This is a genomic window from Sphingobium sp. KKT206, from assembly GCF_055640555.1.
The window spans coordinates 200717-220000 of sequence record NZ_CM145765.1 but is presented as its reverse complement, the minus strand read 5'-3'; the positions used below and the strand labels follow the sequence as shown (position 1 = coordinate 220000).

The following is a 19284-nucleotide window of genomic DNA, read 5'->3' as shown; positions in this document are numbered from 1 at the left end:
GGGGGAGCTGTGAGCAAGCTTTGATCCCGCGATTTCCGAATGGGACAACCCACCTTCACCATTTAAGACTGGTCCTGAGCAATCAGGATCCGTGTTAAATGGGAGAGGTATCACTAAGCTGAATAAAATAGGCTTTGGTGAGGCGAACCCGGAGAACTGAAACATCTCAGTACCCGGAGGAAAAGACATCAACCGAGATTCCGTTAGTAGTGGCGAGCGAACGCGGACCAGGCCAGTGCCTGGTGCTTAGTTAACAGAAGTGTCTGGAAAGGCACGCCATAGCGGGTGACAGCCCCGTATGTGAAAGCAAAGCATCAGGACTCGAGTAGGGCGGAGCACGTGAAACTCTGTCTGAACATGGGGGGACCACCCTCCAAGCCTAAATACTCGTACATGACCGATAGTGAACCAGTACCGTGAGGGAAAGGTGAAAAGCACCCCGATGAGGGGAGTGAAACAGTACCTGAAACCGGATGCCTACAAGCAGTGGGAGGGTCCTTGAGACCTGACCGCGTACCTCTTGCATAATGGGTCTGTGACTTAGTGTATCAAGCAAGCTTAAGCCGTTAGGTGTAGGCGCAGCGAAAGCGAGTCTGAATAGGGCGAGTTGAGTTTGATGCATTAGACCCGAAACCCGGCGATCTATGCATGACCAGGTTGAAGGTGCGGTAACACGCACTGGAGGACCGAACCGTTCAATGTTGAAAAATTGTCGGATGAGTTGTGCTTAGGGGTGAAAGGCCAATCAAGCCGGGAAATAGCTGGTTCTCCGCGAAATCTATTGAGGTAGAGCGTCGGATGATTGCCGTTGGGGGTAGAGCACTGGATGGTTGCGGGGGTCGCGAGATCTACCAACACTAACCAAACTCCGAATACCAACGAGTCTAGTCCGGCAGACAGACGGCGGGTGCTAAGGTCCGTCGTCAAAAGGGAAACAGCCCTAACCTACAGCTAAGGTCCCCAAGTCATCACTAAGTGGGAAAGCATGTGGGATTTCCAAAACAACCAGGAGGTTGGCTTAGAAGCAGCCATCCTTTAAAGAAAGCGTAACAGCTCACTGGTCTAAATAAGAGATCCTGCGGCGAAGATGTAACGGGGCTAAAGTGATGCACCGAAGCTTAGGGTGTGATCGTTTACGATCACGCGGTAGCGGAGCGTTCCGTAGGCCGTTGAAGCGATCTGGTAATGGGTCGTGGAGGTATCGGAAGTGCGAATGCAGACATGAGTAGCGATTAACAGTGTGAGATGCACTGTCGCCGAAATTCCAAGGGTTCCTGCTTAAAGCTAATCTGAGCAGGGTAAGCCGGCCCCTAAGACGAGCCCGAAGGGGGTAGTCGATGGGAACCACGTTAATATTCGTGGGCCTGGAGGTGTGTGACGGATGGTGTAAATGGTCTGGGCTTATTGGATTGCTCCAGGCTGTGAAATCGTCCCAGGAAATAGCCCCTCCGTATAGACCGTACCCTAAACCGACACAGGTGGAATGGTAGAGTATACCAAGGCGTTTGAGAGAAGTATCCTGAAGGAACTCGGCAAATTGCCTCCGTACCTTCGGAAGAAGGAGGCCCCACATAAGCGCAAGCTCTTGTGGGGGGCACAGGCCAGGGGGTAGCGACTGTTTAGCAAAAACACAGGGCTCTGCTAAGTCGGCTTCAAGACGACGTATAGGGCCTGACGCCTGCCCGGTGCCTGAAGGTTAAGAGGAGGTGTGCAAGCACTGAATTGAAGCCCAGGTAAACGGCGGCCGTAACTATAACGGTCCTAAGGTAGCGAAATTCCTTGTCGGGTAAGTTCCGACCTGCACGAATGGCGTAACGACTTCCCCACTGTCTCCAGGATATGCTCAGCGAAATTGAATTCTCCGTGAAGATGCGGAGTACCCGCGGTTAGACGGAAAGACCCCGTGCACCTTTACTGCAACTTCAGAGTGGCATTAGGAAAGAGCTGTGTAGCATAGGTGGGAGGCTTTGAAGCATCGACGCCAGTTGATGTGGAGCCATAGGTGAAATACCACCCTGCTGTTTTCTGATGTCTAACCTCGTACCGTTATCCGGTACAGGGACCCTCTGTGGTGGGTAGTTTGACTGGGGCGGTCGCCTCCTAAAGAGTAACGGAGGCGCGCGATGGTGGGCTCAGGACGGTTGGAAACCGTCTGTTAGAGTGCAATGGCATAAGCCCGCCTGACTGCGAGACTGACAAGTCGAGCAGAGACGAAAGTCGGTCATAGTGATCCGGTGGTCCCTCGTGGAAGGGCCATCGCTCAACGGATAAAAGGTACGCCGGGGATAACAGGCTGATGATTCCCAAGAGCTCATATCGACGGAATCGTTTGGCACCTCGATGTCGGCTCATCACATCCTGGGGCTGGAGCAGGTCCCAAGGGTTTGGCTGTTCGCCAATTAAAGTGGTACGTGAGCTGGGTTCAGAACGTCGCGAGACAGTTTGGTCCCTATCTGCCGTGGGCGTCGAAATTTGAGAGGAGTTGACCCTAGTACGAGAGGACCGGGTTGAACATACCTCTGGTGTACCAGTCGTTCCGCCAGGAGCGCAGCTGGGTAGCTATGTATGGACGGGATAACCGCTGAAAGCATCTAAGCGGGAAGCCTCCCTCGAGATAAGATTTCATCGAGCCGTCGTAGACCACGACGTTGATAGGCTGGATGTGGAAGTGGAGTAATCCATGAAGCTAACCAGTCCTAATTGCTCTGTTCGCGCTTAAACGGTTCACTTGTGAACCGCAGAGTCCCACCATCAATGACAGCACTGGCAACAGGTAGCTTGAATGAGACGGCGTGGTTCTTAAGCCAGCCAGAAATCACGACACACACAAAACACCGTGCACGGTATCGATTATAAACCCTGATTTTGCGCCAGCTTCATTGCTTGGTGACCATAGCGTCTGTGACCCACCCGATCCCATCCCGAACTCGGCCGTGAAACCAGTCTGCGCCGATGGTACTATTGCTCAAGCACTGGAAGAGTAGGGCGTCGCCAGGCATTGAAGCTCGCGCAAAATCAGCAAAAACCCATTCACATTGTCAAAAAAGGCGGCCCCAAAGCCGCCTTTTTTGCGTTACCCCAAAACCAAGGGGCAACCACGTGTCGCGGGATGGAGCAGCCCGGTAGCTCGTCAGGCTCATAACCTGAAGGTCGTAGGTTCAAATCCTACTCCCGCAACCAACAATAATTGCGATATCCCACCAGGGATCGCAGCCTTCGAAATACCCGCCCTAGAGGCGGGTTTTTTGCGTTCTAGGGCGATCGAGAGGATGCCGGCAAGATCGCCGCGCACGTCGATCTTAAGCTCACCGTCTTCGGGAACAAGAATGATTGCTTCGATGAGCGAACGGATGACCTCGGCCGCCTCGAAGCGCTTGTTCTCGTCATCATGCTCCAGGGCCTGATAGAGATTATCAAGCTGCGCCCGATAATGGTGCGCCATGTTCGGATGAAGCAGGGGAGGGGGCTCCTGGGCCTGCGCGAGGTCGCGCTCCAGTTCCTTCTTGCGTGCTTCCAGCCCTACCATCTTGGCGTTGATCTTGTCAGCCGCGCCGCCACGCAGGATCAGGTTCACAAGCATGTCGAGATCACGGTCAATTTTGGCAATTTCTTCCCGCGCCGCTGTGATAGCAGCGCCAGCGTCGCCCCTCATGCGGTTCATCTCCCTGGTGAATTCGTCGCAAAATTCTGTGAAGAGCGCAGGTTCCATCAAATGATGGCGCAACGCATGAAGCACGCGCCCTTCCAGACGGTCGCGCCGGATATTGAGGCGGTTGTCACAGGTACCCTTGTTCCGGGCTGCCGAGCAGCCCAGCATCATCGCTGAAATCATCGAATATCCGCCGCCGCAGCAACCGCATTGCAACAGGCCGGACAGGAGATATTTCTGGCGGCGGCGATCGCGGAAGTTTGCGGAGCCCACTGCGGCGTCTAGTTGATTCAACTGGCAGGATTTTTGCCGTTCCTTGGCATGCTGCCAGAGAGCATCATCGATGATGCGCAGTTCGGGCACGTCCTGAATGATCCATTCGGATTCCGGGTTGGGCCGGGCTTGCCGTTTGCCAGTATCAGGATCCTTGATGAAGCGTTGCCGATTCCAAACCAGCTTTCCGATATAAAGCTCATTGTTAAGGATCCCGGTGCCGCGCTTGGGATTGCCATTTATGGTACTAAAGCCCCAGGTGCCGCCGGTCGGTGCCACGATACCTTCTCTGTTCAGCTCGGTTGCTATCCGTTTGGCCGATTTGCCAGCGACATAGTCGCGAAAGATGCGCTGGATGACGCTTGCCTGTGCTTCATTGATGGAGCGGTTGCCCCGGATCAGTTCGCCGTTGGCATCGAGCCGTTTGACGACGTCATAACCATAGCTGTTACCACCCCCCGACTTGCCTTGCTCGACGCGGCCGCGCTGGCCACGCCGTGTCTTGTCGGCAAGATCCTTGAGAAACAGGGCGTTCATCGTACCCTTGAGGCCGATATGCAGATGGGTGATCTCGCCTTCAGACAGGGTGACCATCTTGACGTCGCCATAGGCCATCCGCTTGAACAGCCCGGCAATATCCTCCTGATCGCGCGACAGGCGATCCATGGCCTCGGCCAGCACGTAGTTGAAGCGGCCGCGATTGGCGTCTGCGATCAGCGCCTGAATGCCGGGCCGCAATAGCGAAGCGCCCGAAATGGCATGATCGGTATATTCCTCGACAATCTGCCAGCCCTGCTTTTCGGCATGCAGGCGACAGATGCGCAACTGGTCGGCAATGGAGGCGTCACGTTGATTGTCGGAAGAATAGCGGGCGTATAAAGCAACCTTCACGGAACGGAACTCCTCGTCTCAGGAGCGGGTCGTGCGGCGCTCCTCCAGCATCTCCAGATACGCCTTCCGCGCGGCACGACGGGCAAGCAGGCGAACCAGCTTGACCAGACGCGGATCGGGGCCGCTGCCGCAGGAGGCCCACGAAGTGTATTTCCCGGATCACTGAGCCTGCTGCTCAGGCCAGCAGGGGAAGCGCCGCCTCATCTGCCTCGCTCGCCGTATCTTCGAAATTCGACACCGTCACCCCGGCCAACCGGATCGGCTTCTCGGCCGGCAGCACGCTGTTTGCGAGTTCGCGCGCCAAGCCGTGCAGCGTCTCGCGGCTGCGGATCGTGCCGGCATGCTGCGCGCGTGCAGGATCTGCTGGAAAACGACCAATTGGATCCTGATAGCGGTCGCGAATGGGGCTGTCTGAACGAATGTCCGCTTCGCCGATTTTAATCCCGGCTCCGGTCAGTCTCTATCGTCCAACTTTCCAGACATTGGGCAATCGAGACGCACGCCAAAAAAGCGTCCGCTTTCGGGAAGATGAAAAGTGATCATAAGCGGCAAAGAAGGGTCGATTGACCCTCGACCTTTTCATCAGGACCGGCAATATCGCCTTATGGCGTCCGATCGTAAAACCGTTGAATTCCTTGTTGAGCAGATGGCAGGCGGCGGTACCGTTTCAGCCAAGGCGATGTTTGGCGAATTCGGCATTTATTGTGAAGGAAAAATGGTCGCATTGGTCTGCGACGACCACCTATTCGTAAAGCCGACAGTTGGAGGCCGGGCATTCGCCGCCGGTGCGGAAGAAGCCCGTCCATATCCCGGTGCAAAGCCCTGTCTCCTGATCGATGCGGAAAAGTGGGATGACCGTGAGTGGCTTGCCGAGATCGTTCGTATCACATCCCAGGAATTGCCTGCTCCCAAGGTCAGGACCAAACGCAAATCCGGTTGATGCAACGCCTGGCAGAAGTCCGTGTTCGTTAAACTAATGTCCGCCTTTGGAAGTGGAGGTGGGATCATTGAATGCCCGGGAAGGGTCGGAGCATGTTAGCGTCGGGCCACTCCGATCAGCGCGGTTGATGGGACAGACAGGATGGGGCGCCCCTCCGCCATTCGCCGCACCTCGGCGACAACATCTACTTTTTCCTCGTCGCTAAGACTGGTCCAGTCGGGCGACATGCCGAACAACGTGTCGGGATCATCTAGGGCCGTAACCTCGAGAGCATAGTCATGGGTGACGCGCTCGATGTCTGGATCGCGATAGCCGGCGGCGATCATCTCGCGGGCGAAGTCGTTTGGGTCGCTCAGAGCTCCCACCGCTTCCGGCATGGCCATGCTGTCGCGACCGGGGAAGAGGTCGCGGCGAATGTTACCCAGCAGTAGGAAGGTTGCTGCGCCACGTTCCTGCCAAGTCGCGACAATGCCATGTCCGCCTGGACGCGTAACCCGTGCCATTTCGGCTAGCCCCTTGCGCCAGTCGGGGAACATGATGACCCCGAAGATCGAGAAAACGGCGTCGAACGCCCCGTCCGGCAGCGCGAGCGCCTGTCCGTCCATGACACGGGCTTCGACATTGGGTAGCTCCGCCGCCGCGATGCGGGCCACCATCCCCGGCGAAAAGTCGGTCGCCAGCACCTGTGCGCCTGTTCGGGCAGCCGCCAGCGCCAGCGCCCCGGTGCCGGCCGCGACGTCCAGGACACGACTGTCAGACCCCAACCTTATCCGGTCCAGCGCAGCCTCGGCATAGCGTTCGGTGAAGGGATGGGCCGTCTTTTCATAGTGCTGCGCCGCCATGTCCCAATGGTCAGGGTTCTCGAACTCTCGCATTTCCTTTGCTCCGCGAATCATGTAACATTATGAGTATCGTGAAATATCTGACTTGCCAATCGGGGCGGGCATGCAAAAGATCGGGTCGTGCGTAACGATAGTCGCCTCTCGCGGATGCTTCATGTGCTGCTCCATATGGCGCGGCATGAAGGGGCCATGACGTCCGAGACGATCGCGGGGATGCTAGGCACTAATCCGGTGGTCGTTCGACGCACCATGGCAGGGTTGCGGGACGCAGGATATGTGCGCTCCGAAAAGGGGCATGGCGGCGGCTGGGTTATCGCGGTGGATCTGGAGACAGTCTCGCTCCTCGACGTGCATCGGGCGGTGGGTGGCCCCCGCATTTTCGCCATCGGCAATGAGCATTCTCATCCCGAATGTGCAGTTGAGCAGGCCGTCAACGAGGCGTTGCAGGATGTGTTCGCGGATGCAGAGGCACTATTGGTCGCCCGGTTAGGTGCGGTGAAACTCGCTGAACTAGCTCGAAACTTCGATGCGCGCTGCGCAATGGAGAGGGAACGCGAGCCCTTGGGTTGATCGGGCCCCCTTCACGCAAGCGGACGGTCTGTTCATCGGGATCCATAATTTAGCGCTGCATGGCCGATTTGGGTCGATCGCAGAGATGTGCCGTTGATATGCATCGCACTCGTCAGTGATCAAACAGCTGCCATAATGTATAGTCGAGACAGGCACGCCCACAACGCGGCACTGTTCAGGCGATACCCGCGCCGCCAGTCACACCATAGACCTCGCCGGTGATATAACTGCCCTCCTGCGACGCCAGCAGCACATAGATGGGCGCGATCTCGACGGGTTGGCCGGGGCGGCCGAACTGGCTCTGCTCGCCGAATTTCGTGACCTTTTCCTGCGGCTGACCGCCAGTGGATTGCAGGACCGTCCAGAAGGGCCCAGGCGCCACCACATTGGCGCGGATGCCTTTCTCGATCAGTTGCTTGGCTAGCGCCTTGGTATAGGCCACGATCCCTGCCTTCGTCGTTGCATAGTCGAGGAGGATGGCTGATGGATCATAGGCTTGGATCGACGCGGTCGTGATGACCGACGCGCCGGCGGGCAGATGCGGCACCGCCGCCTGCGCGATCCAGTGCAGCGCATAGAGGTTGGTCTTCATCGTGCGGTCGAAATCATCTGAACCCAGCGCCTGCACATCGTCCCGAAACTGCTGACGGCCCGCGTTGATGACCAATATGTCCAGCCCGCCAAGACCGGCGACGGCATCGATGACCAACTGGCGGCACCAGGCTTCATCTGTCACGTCGCCGGGCAGCGCGACGGCTTTACGCCCCTCCGCTTCGATCAGGGCGATCACGGCCTGCGCATCGCTCTCTTCGCTCGGCAGATAAGCGATAGCGACATCGGCCCCTTCCCGTGCGTAAGCGATGGCCGCTGCGCGACCAATGCCGGAATCGCCACCCGTGACGAGCGCCTTGCGCCGTTTGAGCTTGCCCGACCCTACATAGCTTTCTTCGCCATGGTCCGGTGTCGGATCCATCTGCGCCGCTATGCCGGGGGCTGGCTGGGGCTGCTTTGGGAAAGGCGGCTTGGGATATTGGTTACGTGGATCTTGCAGGGTGAGGCGATCGGCCATAAGGGTTCCTTGCTGATGAATGGCGGGCGGACATTTCGCAGCCGCTCCGAAGACTGAAGTCGAATTACGAGCCACCCCGTCCGCGAGTTCCTGCGTTAGGCTTGGCCATGCCCCGGTTCACCGAATGACGACGTCTTTTGCCGCACCAGACTACAGATCGGGCAGGATTTGGTCGGCTCTGCCCCAATGGGCCAGATCCTTGGAAGCCGCGTGCTTCAACATCTCTCCTGCATCCCCGATATGCCATTGGTCCGGGCTATCGAGCGTGCGCAGTTCCTCCCAGCTCAGCGGCACCGCAATCGGTGCGAACGGCCGCGACCGTGCGCTATAGGGCATGACGGCGGTCGCCCCGCGCTGGTTGCGCAAATAGTCGATGAAGATCTTGCCCGTCCGCTTCACCTTGGCGAGCGCAGCGGTAAACCGGTCGGGATCGGCCTGTGACAGGGCGGTGGCGAAACGATGCGCGAAATCCTTGACCTGCGGCCATTCCGCACTGGGGGTCAGCGGCGCTATCACATGCACCCCCTTGCCGCCTGTCACCATCGGGAAGGTGACAAGCCCCATCTGCGCCAGCATATCCTGCAGATGGAAGGCGGCGGAGACCACATCCTTGAACGCCAGCCCCTCGTCGGGATCAAGATCGAACACCAGTCGGTTGGGCTTCTCGACATCCTCGATCCTGGCACCCCAACCGTGAAATTCGATCGTCCCCATTTGAACGCAGGTCAGCAGCCCTGCGGGCGTATCGACGAACAGATAGGGTTCTTCATGGCCGTCCTTTTCGAGGATCCCCACCTGCTTGACGTCGTCGCCGAAACTGCCCGCATCATGTTTTTGGAAGAAGCATTTCTTGTCGCGGCCTTGCGGGCAGCGCACGAGGCTGATCGGCCTACTGCCTGCCCAGGGCAGCATGATATCCGCTACCGCTTCATAATAGTCGGCTAGCTCGCCCTTGGTGAGCTTGCCCTCCGGGAAGATCACACGGTCGCGATTGCTGATCTTGACCCCGCTGGTCGCGGCGGGCTGCGTTGCCCGTCCGACGGGCGCTTCGACTTCCAGCACCACCGCTTCCGGCTTCTTGTCTTCGCGTAATCCGAGATAGCTGGAATGGCGCAGCACGCCTTCTTCGGTAAATTCTGCAAAGGCGACCTCGGCGACCAGCTTCGGCTTGATCCAGCGCGCCTGCCGCACAGCCGCTCGTGGGGCCTCGACCGTCGGCGTCTTCCGGGCCAGCGGTGCCATCAAGGCCAGCAGCCGCTCCATCTCCTCCGCCGAAAAGCCTGTGCCCACTTTCCCGGCGAAACGCAGCGCGCCATTTTCATGGACGCCCAGCAGCAGTGAGCGGAATCCGCGCTGCTTGTCCGAGGGCAGCCAGCCCACAATCACGAATTCCTGACGGCGGATGCACTTGGTCTTGACCCAGCTTCCCGATCGCGCGCCGGAATAGCGCGCATCCACCCGCTTTGAGATGACGCCTTCAAGCCCCGCGCCGCAAAAGTGCTCGAACAACTGTTCGCCGCGCCCGATGATATGGTCGGAATAACGAATATGACCCGCGCCATCGCCGATGAGCGTGGCGAGCATCGCCTTGCGTTCAAGCAACGGTCGCCTGGTCAGATCCTCGCCATTCAACGCCAGCAAGTCGAACGCCATATAGTCGATCCGGCCCGGATCATCCTTGAGCGCGGCCTGCAAGCCCTGAAAGCTGGTGCGGCCATCGGGCAGGATCACCACGGCCTCGCCGTCGATGAGGGCGCTGGATGCGTCCAATTTTGTCGCGTCGGCGATTAACCCGGCAAAGCGATCGGACCAGTCGAGGCCTGATCGCGTATAGGCGCGGCCATTGTCGCCGCCGATGGCCAGCAGCGTGCGATAGCCATCATATTTCAACTCGTGGAGCCAGTGATTGCCCGCAGGCACATGATCGACCAGCGTCGCCAGCTGTACCGACTGAAACGGCGGCGGAGCATCGCCCTTCGCTTTTCCGGGTACAGCCGCTTTCGTCTTTGCGGCTTTGCGCTTGGGAACGGTTTTTCCGGCGGCGATTTCCTCCATAGTGCGGCCGCTGTCGATACTGGTGAGATGGTGACTGACAAGATCGTCCGACCCACCGGCAAAAGCGTCATTGACCTTGCGCAATATCCAGTTTTCGCCGCGCTCCTTTCCGCGTGGCTTGAGCCGGAACAATATCCACTCTCCCTGCATCCGGCGGCCATGCAGGATGAAATGGAGATGCCCTTCCGGCAGTGTCTTGCGCGGGTCTTTACCTGCTATCGGTTCCCATGTGCCATTGTCCCACAGCATGACGGTGCCACCGCCATATTCACCTTTGGGGATCAGGCCTTCGAACCGCGCATAATCGAGCGGGTGATCCTCGGTCCGCACCGCCAGGCGCTTGTCGTCGGGATTGGTGCTTGGCCCACGGGTGACGGCCCAGCTTACGAGCACGCCGTCCAGTTCCAGCCGGAAGTCATAATGCAGCCGCGACGCTGCATGTTTCTGGACGACAAAGCCTTTGCCGGTCGTCGGAAACTCAGCGCCCACAGGCTCTGCCGTGCGCGCAAAATCGCGCTTGGCCCGATAGAGATCGAGACTGTCTTTCGGGCTTTTGTCCTGCGCCTTCGCCATGGTGGTTCTGTCCGTTGCTTTGCCCCCCAATCCGCAAGCACGCCAACTCGTTCCGGGAGTATCGCAAGCGGGTTAAGCTTCTGCGTCAATGGCGCGCGCGAACCGATAGCTGGTCTGCTCGAACTTCGAAGCCCGGAAGAAATTATGCGCATTTTTGATTTCAATATCGCTCATCGCTTCGATCCGCGTGCATCCCGCTTCGCGCAGGACCGTTGTCGCAGCATCCAGCATGGCGGTCGCGATGCCTCGGCGGCGATGCGCCCCATCCACCAGCAGGACAGTGATGCGGCCGATCACGCCATGGTGAAGCGTGGGTATCAGGGTCCAGGCGCAACAACCGACGATCCCCTCCAGAACAGCGACGATCAAGCCGCCACCAGCCTTGCTGATCCGCTCAAGATTATGCGCGACCTCGTGTTCATCGATAGCCGTTTGGGCAAGCTGGCACAGCAGCGCCGCCATGTCTGCCGCATCCGCCGACGTGGCGGCGCGGATGCTGAGCGGGGCCGGTTCGGGCGTGGGCCTGGCCGCAATCTTCTTCGAGGGCGTTGGCGTGTGCCCGGTGGCACGCTTAGCGCGCGGCCGAAGGGCGGGCTCGACCTTTTCATGCGTCGCTGTCGTCGCTTTCCTTGCCGGTGTGGCGCGTGCAGGCATGGCGTCAGCCGATGCCTTCCAAGTGCTTGTCGCGCCCTCGCGCAGGAAGGCTTCGATATCCTCCAGCGAAGCGGTGAAGCCGTCGTCACCTATTCCCAGCAATGGCTTCCCGCCTGCATCGGTCAGCCCATATTTGCCATAATCATCCGCACCGACCTTGCGCTTGCGGGACTTTACCAGCTTGAAACCACGATGGGCGGCCATCTCGCGCAGCGTCTGATCCTTGGTTGCGTTGGTCATGATCCACTACGCGCAAAGCATCGGAAACCAACTGCTCACGCCCGCTTCTTGGCAAGCGCTTTTGCTGGTGCCTTGCCTGTCGGCTTCTTTGCCGGGGCCTTGGCCTTGCTGGCCGGGCCGATAGATTTTTTTAGCGCCGCCATCAGGTCAACCACATTATTGCCCCGTGGATCAGCGACATAGTCATCATCGCTGTCGATGTTGAGCGTCTTGCCGTTCTTCTTATGCTCGATCAGCTCTTTTAGGGCATCGACATAGCGATCGTGAAAATCGCTCGCGTCGAATTTGCCGGTCTTCTTGTCGATCAGGGTGGTGGCGAGATCGAGCAATTCGTCATCCGGCTCGCCATCGCCGATCTCGCGGAAATAACTCGCAGCCTTGTTGACTTCATCGGCATATCGCAACGTCTCCATCACCATGCCGCGCCCGCATGCCTTGATGCTGACGACATATTCCCGGCCGCGCATCGCCAGTTGGCCAAGGCCGACCTTCCGGCTGCGCCGTAGCGCCTCCCGCAGGACTATGAAGGCTTCCTCGGCCAAGTCGTCGGCGGGTACGACATAATAGGGCTTTTCGAAATAGATCATGTCAATGTCGTGCGCATCAACAAACTGGGTCAATTCCAGCGTCTTCTTGCTCTCCAGCTTGACGCCTTCGATTTCCTTCTCATCCAGCAGGACATATTCGCCCTTGGCATATTCAAAGCCTTTGACGATGTCGTCCAGGTCGATCGGCCCGATGCCGGGCACGACCTTCTCATATTTGATGCGTTTGCCCGAAGGCTGGTGGATCTGATTGAAGGCGATCGTTGCGCCACTCCTGGTCGCGGAATAGATTTCGACAGGGATGGAGACAAGTGCAAGCCTGATCTGGCCTTTCCAATAGGGTCGTGCAGCCATGATCATCTCCTGTCGGTCCGTCACATCAACCTTTCGCGCATGGTCTCGTTCCGTCCAGCCGTGTCGGCCATGCGGTCCAGCCTTGCACGTGCAACGTCTGCCGGGCTTGCAATCCGGGTGGGGGTAGCAATCCGATGCGCGGACGCTCTAGCGGTCCAAGTCAAATCGTAAACCGCCCCGAGGTCGCCGGGGGCTTTCAATCTCAACATTTCAGTAAGCCGACCGTCAGCTTGTTGAGATCAAAAATCGGCGGCTAAACAGCAGGGGTGGGCCGATCTTGCCTGCCCAATGTTTGTCAATCGTCGAAGGATTGGGACTGCTAAGGCAGGCCGCAAGCACAAAATAGAGCGGATATGAAGTTTACGCTGATCGCGCAGTGCAAGGTCGAAGTCGTCGCTATGCTGGCAGGGTGAATATGATCGGCGCGGTGAACTCGATGCGCTCGCCCGGTAGTTCGGCCGGTGCGCCAGGATAGGGGGAGGCGCGACGCAGCATTGCTTTGGCCTCATCGTCCAGCACGATATTGCCCGATCCCTGGACAATCGCACCCTCGATCAACATGCCAGTGCGGTCGAGGACGAAGCGAACCTGCACCCGCCCCTCCTCCCGTCGCATCCGGGCCCGGCGGGGATAGATTTTATGGGCGTAGAGCCAGGATCGGACCTTGGCGGCATAGCTGCGGCTGGTGCCGGGTGGCGCTTTCACGTCCAGTCCATCTGCGGCACCGCGGCGGGGCGGAGAAGTAACCGAGGCGGCGACGGCCGTGGCTTGCAAAGCGGGCGGCGATGGTGCTGCGGAGGGATTGGCTGCCGGTTTAGCTACCGACATTGGCATGGAAAGGGAAAGGCGCGATGGCACCGCAATGACCGGAGGCGTGATAGTGGTTACCGCGGGCGGTTGCAGTGCGGGCTGTTGGTTGGTCGTGGGGGACTGAACGGCGGCAGGCGTGCGGGGCGTCGCTGTCGCCGCTTCTTCCTCGCCCTGCTCCACGCCTTTGAGTTGGGCGACCGACAGGACCGTCAGCGCCGGAGATTCGCTCCGGCGGCTGACATGCCCCATGTCAAGGTTAAACAGCGCTGCGATCAACAGCCCGTTGACCAGCAACGATGCCGCCGCCGGCCCGCTGATGCGGAAAGGATGCGCTGCCTGTGCCATGGCGTCAGAATGTGTTCGCCACGGTGAACTTGAAGCTCTGTCCTTCCGCGGCGAGCGAGGAAAGATGGCGGCGATATTGTTTATCGAAGACGTTATCCATGGCGATGCGGAATTCGAATCCCCTGGCCGCGCCGCTCTGCGGCTTGAAGGCGAAGAACAAATTATGGATGGTGTAGCCCGGTGTCGGCAGGCCAGATCCGGCCGAGGCGAAGGCACCGGTCGTCACCTTGTCCTGCCGCTCCGCAAACTCGCCAGTCCAGCCGCCCGACAGGCCGCTCGCCGCATCGGCATAGCCCAATGTCAGGCGATAGTCGTTGGCCGGAATGGTATTGAGATAATCCCCCGTCAGCCGGTTCTTGCCATCGATGAAGGACGCATTGCCGCGCGCGAAGAAGCCGCCCATGCCATATTCGGCCTCACCTCCAGCCCCTTGAAGCGCGATCGGTTGATATTCTGGAAATAGGGCGTGCCCGCCGCGGCGGTGACATTGACGATCAGATCTTGGACGTCATTCTGGAACAGCGTCGTCTTGGCGCGGAAATGGTCCCCCTTACCCAGCATATTGTCGAAGGAGACGGTGAAGCCGACCTCCACATTGTCGGATTTCTCAGGCCGCAGGTCGGGATTGTTGGGCCGGGTCGCCGAACGGGTGAAGATTTCATCAATATTGGGCATCCGCACGGTGCGCGCGACCGAACCGAACAGGCCGAACCAGGGCGTAAAATTATACAGCGCGGCCAGCTTGGGCGAAACGCCGCTATCCTTGACCTTATCGGTCAGCGTCGTGCCGCCGACCACCGTGTCGCCGGGCGTCAGGTCGGTCCAATCGACGCGGACGCCGGGCATGATCGTCAGCTTGTCGGACCAGATGATCTCCAACTGGCCGAACAGGCCATAGCGGCTCATATCGCCTTCGGGATGGGTGCCCGCGCCCGGCGTCACCGTGCCGTTCAGCGCCACGCGCGGGTTGCGCCGTTCCTGCTTGCTCCATTGGCCGCCCAGGATCAGGAAGGTCGTCCAGTCGCCACCCATGGCGAACTCGCTGGTATTCTGGACCTTGGCCTGCCAGCTCTCATAGGAGAAGTCGGAATAGGCGAGCGGGCCGAGGAAGGTCGTCTCGGTCTGATGCACCTTCGACAGCGAATAGGCGACCTGCGCCTCGACATTGAAGATCTTGCTGCCGTCGAAATCGTTCACATAGCCCAGCACGGCGGTCTTGTCGTGAACGCGGCGGCGCATCAGCGCGGCGCCGGTGGCGGCGGAAATCTGGTCATAGACCTGCGGCGCGTCGCTGATCCAGTCCTGATAGCTGGCCCAGATCGCGTGCTTCTTATTGCCGCCGATCGCGACCCGGCCCTTGACCAGCCAGCTGTCGGACAAGGTGGCGGAGGCCGCGACGGTATCGCCATTGCCGCTCTTATAATCGTCCGTGCGCCGGTAGTTGTAGCTGCCCAGCAGTTCGACACCCTCGGTCGGCTGCACCGCGACGATACCCGATAGGGTGTGCGCCTGCGCATTGGTTTCGGTCGCCGCTTTCAACCGCACCGCCAGTGGATCACCATCGTCCAGAAAATCGGATGCATCCTTGGTGGTGAAATTGACCACGCCCGCCAGCGCGCCGGCGCCATAGAGGGTCGAGGAGGCCGGGCCGCGCAGCACTTCCACCCGCCTGTAGAGTTCAGGCTCGGTGAACAGCGCGCCCATGCGATATTGTTCGTAGAATTTGGTGACACCATCGACCGTCAGCAGGATGCGATTGTCGCTGTCGCCGATCGCCGTGCCCATGCCACGAATATTGAAGCCCTGGCCAAGCTGGCCTACGCCGCCCTGGACGTTGACGCCCGGTATCCCTTCCAACAGGTCGCCGATGGTGGTTGCCTGGACCTGGTCGATATCGTCCTGATCCAGCGTGCTGACCGCCTGCGGCGTGTCGATCGCGACCTTTTCGGTGCCGGCGGAGATGACCATGCGGTCAAGCGCCATACGCGTCGTTTCCGGCGCGTCGGCATCATCCTGCGCCCATGCCTGGGTCGGCGTAACGATCAGCGCGGTTCCCAACAGCAACGTCGGTTTGGTCTTCATCATATGTGCGCCCCCATTGTCGGTACATTGGATCGGGCCTGGATCGCCCCGAACGACGACGCACCTATCATCTTAATATGATATTGCAAGTGAATCGCATTAGACTTAATGGCTGATGCAGAAAGGGGACATCATGAAGACACCGCCCACTCGTTCCATCGCCCTGCTGCTAACCCTCTTCGGGGCTTCCACCACGCAGGCGCATATGCCCTATGTGCTGCCGACCCTGTTCGATGTGGGCAAAGGTGACCATATCACTGTCCAGTCGGCCTTTGCCGAAGACGCCTTCCTGCCCGAAGTCGCGATGCGCGACGCGCCTTTCCATCTGGTCGGCCCAGACGGCAACGACCTGCCGACCGGGCCGGTCACCCATTTGCGCGACCTCAGCGTCTTCGAAGCGGCGATTCCCGCCGACGGCACCTATCGCGTGACAAGCGGCCAGCGTGCCGGGCGGAAGGGCAAGATGTTCAGGCAAGGCGACATATGGGCCATGCGCGGCGAAGGCGCCGAACCGCCTGCCAATGCCGAGCAGGTCGAGGTGCAGAGCATGACCCTGGCTGACGCTTATGTGACGCGCGGCCAGCCGACCGAAACGGCGCTCAAGCCCCTGGGCAAGGCATTGGAAATCCAGGCGATCACCCATCCCAACGGCATCGTCGCGGGATCGGACGTTCGCTTCGCGCTGCTGTTCGACGGCCAGCCGCTCGCCAATGCCGACATTACGATGTTTCGCAGCGCCGGCCTCTATGACGGGCGCAAGGTGGCCGCACAGGTAAAGAGCGGCGCTGATGGGCGCTTCACCCTGAAGCCCGACGATGCGGGCGCCTATCTGATCCTGGTGCGCCATCGCGGCGTCGCGCCGGCCGGGTCGGAAACCCCCTATCGCAGCTACACCTACACCCTGACCTTCGACGCGGCCTGAGCGTCGCGTTCCTATATCCAACGGAGACGATATGAAATTCCAGCTTACCCTGACCGCAGCCCTGTTGACGCTCGCTGGCACCGCCATGGCCGCGCCGCATGAAGGATCGGCTTTTATCCACGACTATGACGCTGATCGTGACGGCCAGGTCAGCCGCGCCGAATTCGACATCGGCCGCGTCGCCCGTTTCAAGGCGACCGACACCAATGGTGACGGCTGGGTTTCGGAAAACGAATATGTGCAGGAATATAGCGCGCGGCTGGAACAGCAACTTGCCGCGTCCGACCGCAACGAAGAGAAGAAGACGGAAGAGCGGCAGCGCCAGATCCGGCAGACCCATGTCCGCTTCGGCGTGCTGGACAAGGACAAGGACGGCAAGATGGCCCAGACCGAATATGATCTGTCGGGCGCGCGCGCCTTTGCCGAGCAGGATAATGACAAGGACGGCATCGTGACCGCCACCGACGCCGCAGCGACTGCCGCGCGCCAGCTCGCCGCTAGGGAGAAGGCCGCCCAATAATCGCTGCTGGTAGCCGTGCCCGGCAAAGGGGTGCCCTCAATTGCGGTTGGCACCCCTTCCCGTTAAGGAAATCTATAGGCGCGACCGCGACATTCCTCGCTTCACGCCCAATCGTGGCGTAGCGGACAGTCCGTTTCCTGAAATGAGCAACAGGCGATTGAGTATCTTGAATAGCTAAGGCTTTGGAGGGCTTCGGAAGCAAGCTAAATGCCTACAGCGTGTCGGGCCAGCTCGGCGACGCACTGATCTATGACTGACAGAAAAGCGGCCTGATTGTCACCGTTCGTATGCGCCGCGACAGGCTTGAAACTTAGTCGTTCGGCTAACGACGAAACCAGGAAGTCGGCAATGCCGCGAGCCAGCGATCTAGAGGCGGCCCTGCTAGAGTGAGCATTTCAGTCGATCGTCGGAATGTCGGCACCTGCATCCTGATGAAGCTCGGCCAAGATATCGAATTTTGGCTGCGGCGAGCGGGCGTCGATTGCGCGGAACTGTGCGGCCATATGTTTCAGGTCTAGGTTGATGAGAACATAGCCCGTCCGATCCACATTGCTGAATCGAATGTGCGGATTATTGTCCTGTACATTGCCGAACCGACCGGGTGGCGGGGATTGGGCGGCAAGCGCTGAAGTGATGATTTCCGTTCCAACAATTGGATGTCCGCTACCTGCGCGCGCCAGGCTGTTGACCCAGAAGCTATGCACATCCCCGCTTAGAACCACAGCATTGCGGACGGATGGCTGCGCCATATGTTCCAGCAAGCGATCGCGACCGGCAATATGGCCATCCCATTGATCGCTGAACACTGCGTCCCCGCTGGCGTCCAATGCGAGCGGCGCGAAGAACACGCCCTGAGCCAACAGCGTCCAGGGCCGGGTTTCGCGCGCCAGCCGCTCCTCGACCCAAAATTCTTGCGCTGTGCCGAGCATGGAACGGTCGGGACGAAGGCGATCGGTGCAGCGATCCAGCCTGACATTGCGCGCCAGCATCGGATCGGCGCAAGGCGGCGAGGACCGATATTGCCGCGTATCCAGCATCGACAGCGATGCCAGATCGCCCCAGTCCACACCACGATATAATCGCGGCGTCGACAGAGACCGCCATAGGCTGGGGCGGATCGGCATATGTTCGAAATAGGCCTGATAGGCCGCCGCCCGGCGTGCCGCAAAGACATGCGGCGGCAACCCCTCCCGGTTGGCAAGGGCGGCATAATCATTCCATACCTCATGATCGTCCCAGGTGACGAGCCAGGGAAACAACCGGTGCGCTTCGCGCAGGTCGGGGTCGGAACGATATAGCGCATATCGGGCGCGATACCCTGCCAGATCACGCGGTTCGTCCGCGCCGAACGCCCGCACCTTCGGCTGGTCGGGGTAGGATTGTTCGTAGATATAATCGCCCACCTGCACGATGATGTCGGGGTCGGCGGCAATCATGTCACGATAGGCCCCGAACCAGCCCAGTTCCCAATGCTGGCACGACGTCAGCGCCAACCGCATCCGGTCCGCCCGCATCGGCGCGGTTGCGGTGCGTCCGGTCGGACTGGTCGCGCCCAGCGCATGAAACCGATACCAGTAATGTCGACCGGGACGCAGCCCCGTCAGTTCGACATGCACGCTATGCCCCGCCTGCGGATGCGCCACTTGGCTGCTGGTGCGGACGATATGGCGAAATTGCGCGTCATCGGCGACCTCGAACCCGACGGGAATCGCACCGCGATCGAGCGGCATCCCGCCCCGCCCCACCAGTCGCGTCCACAGCACGAAGCCGTCGGATGCCGGATCGCCGCTGGCCACGCCCAGCGCGAAGGGATCGTCATGGACGACCGCATGGGCATCCACCGCCGCGCCCGGTCGGACGGCAAGGGCCGCCATGGCGGCCAGTACGGCGCGGCGATGCCAGTCAATATTCTGCATCGCGCGGCCCTATCGGCCACAGTTGACAGAAATA

Annotated in this window: 13 protein-coding genes, 1 tRNA gene, 2 rRNA genes and 1 pseudogene (1 of these 17 running past the window's edge); 7 read left to right on the top strand and 10 right to left on the bottom strand. The window is 59.8% G+C overall.

What is annotated here, in order from left to right; translation table 11 throughout:
* From ACZ2HM_RS19020 to ACZ2HM_RS19010, 3 genes are all read left to right on the top strand, one after another.
* Positions 1-2719, top strand: a 23S ribosomal RNA gene (locus ACZ2HM_RS19020) (it extends 77 nt beyond the left edge of the window).
* A 163-nt stretch (positions 2720-2882) separates the two neighbouring features.
* A 5S ribosomal RNA gene (rrf, locus tag ACZ2HM_RS19015) occupies positions 2883-2997 on the top strand.
* Positions 2998-3103: 106 nt separating this feature from the next.
* A tRNA-Met gene (locus ACZ2HM_RS19010) sits at positions 3104-3180 on the top strand.
* Here ACZ2HM_RS19010 and ACZ2HM_RS19005 read toward each other — a convergent pair.
* The gene (locus ACZ2HM_RS19005; protein WP_470427320.1) at positions 3137-4813 is read right to left on the bottom strand and encodes a recombinase family protein; all 1677 of its coding nucleotides are present in this window, start codon (positions 4811-4813) and stop codon (positions 3137-3139) included. The genes ACZ2HM_RS19010 and ACZ2HM_RS19005 overlap by 44 nt on opposite strands.
* Positions 4814-4988: 175 nt before the next feature.
* Entirely contained in the window at positions 4989-5117 is a 129-nt protein-coding gene (locus ACZ2HM_RS19000; RefSeq protein ID WP_470427201.1) for a hypothetical protein, read from the bottom strand.
* 231 nt (positions 5118-5348) lie between these two features.
* Between ACZ2HM_RS19000 and ACZ2HM_RS18995 the strand changes: the two genes are divergently transcribed.
* Complete coding sequence (locus ACZ2HM_RS18995) at positions 5349-5753, top strand: TfoX/Sxy family protein (protein WP_470427200.1); 405 nt, start codon at positions 5349-5351, stop codon at positions 5751-5753.
* Positions 5754-5848: 95 nt separating this feature from the next.
* Here the strand turns inward: ACZ2HM_RS18995 and ACZ2HM_RS18990 are convergent, their stop codons facing one another.
* A complete protein-coding gene (locus ACZ2HM_RS18990) occupies positions 5849-6628 on the bottom strand; it encodes a class I SAM-dependent methyltransferase (RefSeq protein WP_470427199.1) in 780 nt (259 codons plus the stop codon).
* An 87-nt stretch (positions 6629-6715) separates the two neighbouring features.
* Here ACZ2HM_RS18990 and ACZ2HM_RS18985 point away from each other — a divergent pair, with 87 nt between their 5' ends.
* Positions 6716-7165, top strand: coding sequence for an Rrf2 family transcriptional regulator (locus ACZ2HM_RS18985; RefSeq protein WP_470427198.1), 450 nt, complete (start codon positions 6716-6718; stop codon positions 7163-7165).
* Positions 7166-7340: 175 nt separating this feature from the next.
* On the opposite strand, the gene ACZ2HM_RS18980 is transcribed toward ACZ2HM_RS18985, so the two are convergent.
* From ACZ2HM_RS18980 to ACZ2HM_RS18955, 6 genes and pseudogenes are all read right to left on the bottom strand, one after another.
* Positions 7341-8234, bottom strand: a complete 894-nt coding sequence (locus ACZ2HM_RS18980) for an SDR family oxidoreductase (protein ID WP_470427197.1) — start codon at positions 8232-8234, stop codon at positions 7341-7343.
* A 150-nt stretch (positions 8235-8384) separates the two neighbouring features.
* Positions 8385-10862 (bottom strand): DNA ligase D, encoded by a 2478-nt coding sequence (ligD, locus tag ACZ2HM_RS18975; RefSeq protein WP_470427196.1) that lies wholly within the window; start codon positions 10860-10862, stop codon positions 8385-8387.
* 72 nt (positions 10863-10934) lie between these two features.
* Positions 10935-11756 (bottom strand): GNAT family N-acetyltransferase, encoded by an 822-nt coding sequence (locus tag ACZ2HM_RS18970; RefSeq protein WP_470427195.1) that lies wholly within the window; start codon positions 11754-11756, stop codon positions 10935-10937.
* Positions 11757-11791: 35 nt separating this feature from the next.
* Positions 11792-12655, bottom strand: coding sequence for a non-homologous end joining protein Ku (gene ku, locus ACZ2HM_RS18965; RefSeq protein ID WP_470427194.1), 864 nt, complete (start codon positions 12653-12655; stop codon positions 11792-11794).
* 396 nt (positions 12656-13051) lie between these two features.
* Positions 13052-13810, bottom strand: coding sequence for an energy transducer TonB (locus ACZ2HM_RS18960; RefSeq protein WP_470427193.1), 759 nt, complete (start codon positions 13808-13810; stop codon positions 13052-13054).
* Between the two features lie 4 nt (positions 13811-13814).
* Positions 13815-15778: pseudogene (locus ACZ2HM_RS18955) on the bottom strand (TonB-dependent receptor domain-containing protein).
* Positions 15779-16025: 247 nt separating this feature from the next.
* On the opposite strand from ACZ2HM_RS18955, the gene ACZ2HM_RS18950 reads away from it, so the two are divergent.
* Positions 16026-16814: a DUF4198 domain-containing protein gene (locus tag ACZ2HM_RS18950; RefSeq protein WP_470427192.1), complete on the top strand. Its 789-nt coding sequence runs from the start codon at positions 16026-16028 to the stop codon at positions 16812-16814.
* 31 nt (positions 16815-16845) lie between these two features.
* A complete protein-coding gene (locus tag ACZ2HM_RS18945) occupies positions 16846-17334 on the top strand; it encodes a CREC-EF hand family protein (protein ID WP_470427191.1) in 489 nt (162 codons plus the stop codon).
* 395 nt (positions 17335-17729) lie between these two features.
* On the opposite strand, the gene ACZ2HM_RS18940 is transcribed toward ACZ2HM_RS18945, so the two are convergent.
* A complete protein-coding gene (locus tag ACZ2HM_RS18940; RefSeq protein ID WP_470427190.1) occupies positions 17730-19250 on the bottom strand; it encodes an alkaline phosphatase D family protein in 1521 nt (506 codons plus the stop codon).
* Positions 19251-19284: the final 34 nt, after the last annotated feature.

Bases quoted from the DNA above. Each gene is read 5' to 3' on its own strand.
- ACZ2HM_RS18990 (WP_470427199.1), bottom strand. From the start codon at position 6,628: ATGCGAGAGTTCGAGAACCCTGACCATTGGGACATGGCGGCGCAGCAC.
- ACZ2HM_RS18980 (WP_470427197.1), bottom strand. From the start codon at position 8,234: ATGGCCGATCGCCTCACCCTGCAAGATCCACGTAACCAATATCCCAAG.
- ligD (WP_470427196.1), bottom strand. From the start codon at position 10,862: ATGGCGAAGGCGCAGGACAAAAGCCCGAAAGACAGTCTCGATCTCTAT.
- ACZ2HM_RS18970 (WP_470427195.1), bottom strand. From the start codon at position 11,756: ATGACCAACGCAACCAAGGATCAGACGCTGCGCGAGATGGCCGCCCAT.
- ku (WP_470427194.1), bottom strand. From the start codon at position 12,655: ATGGCTGCACGACCCTATTGGAAAGGCCAGATCAGGCTTGCACTTGTC.
- ACZ2HM_RS18960 (WP_470427193.1), bottom strand. From the start codon at position 13,810: ATGGCACAGGCAGCGCATCCTTTCCGCATCAGCGGGCCGGCGGCGGCA.
- ACZ2HM_RS18950 (WP_470427192.1), top strand. From the start codon at position 16,026: ATGAAGACACCGCCCACTCGTTCCATCGCCCTGCTGCTAACCCTCTTC.
- ACZ2HM_RS18945 (WP_470427191.1), top strand. From the start codon at position 16,846: ATGAAATTCCAGCTTACCCTGACCGCAGCCCTGTTGACGCTCGCTGGC.
- ACZ2HM_RS18940 (WP_470427190.1), bottom strand. From the start codon at position 19,250: ATGCAGAATATTGACTGGCATCGCCGCGCCGTACTGGCCGCCATGGCG.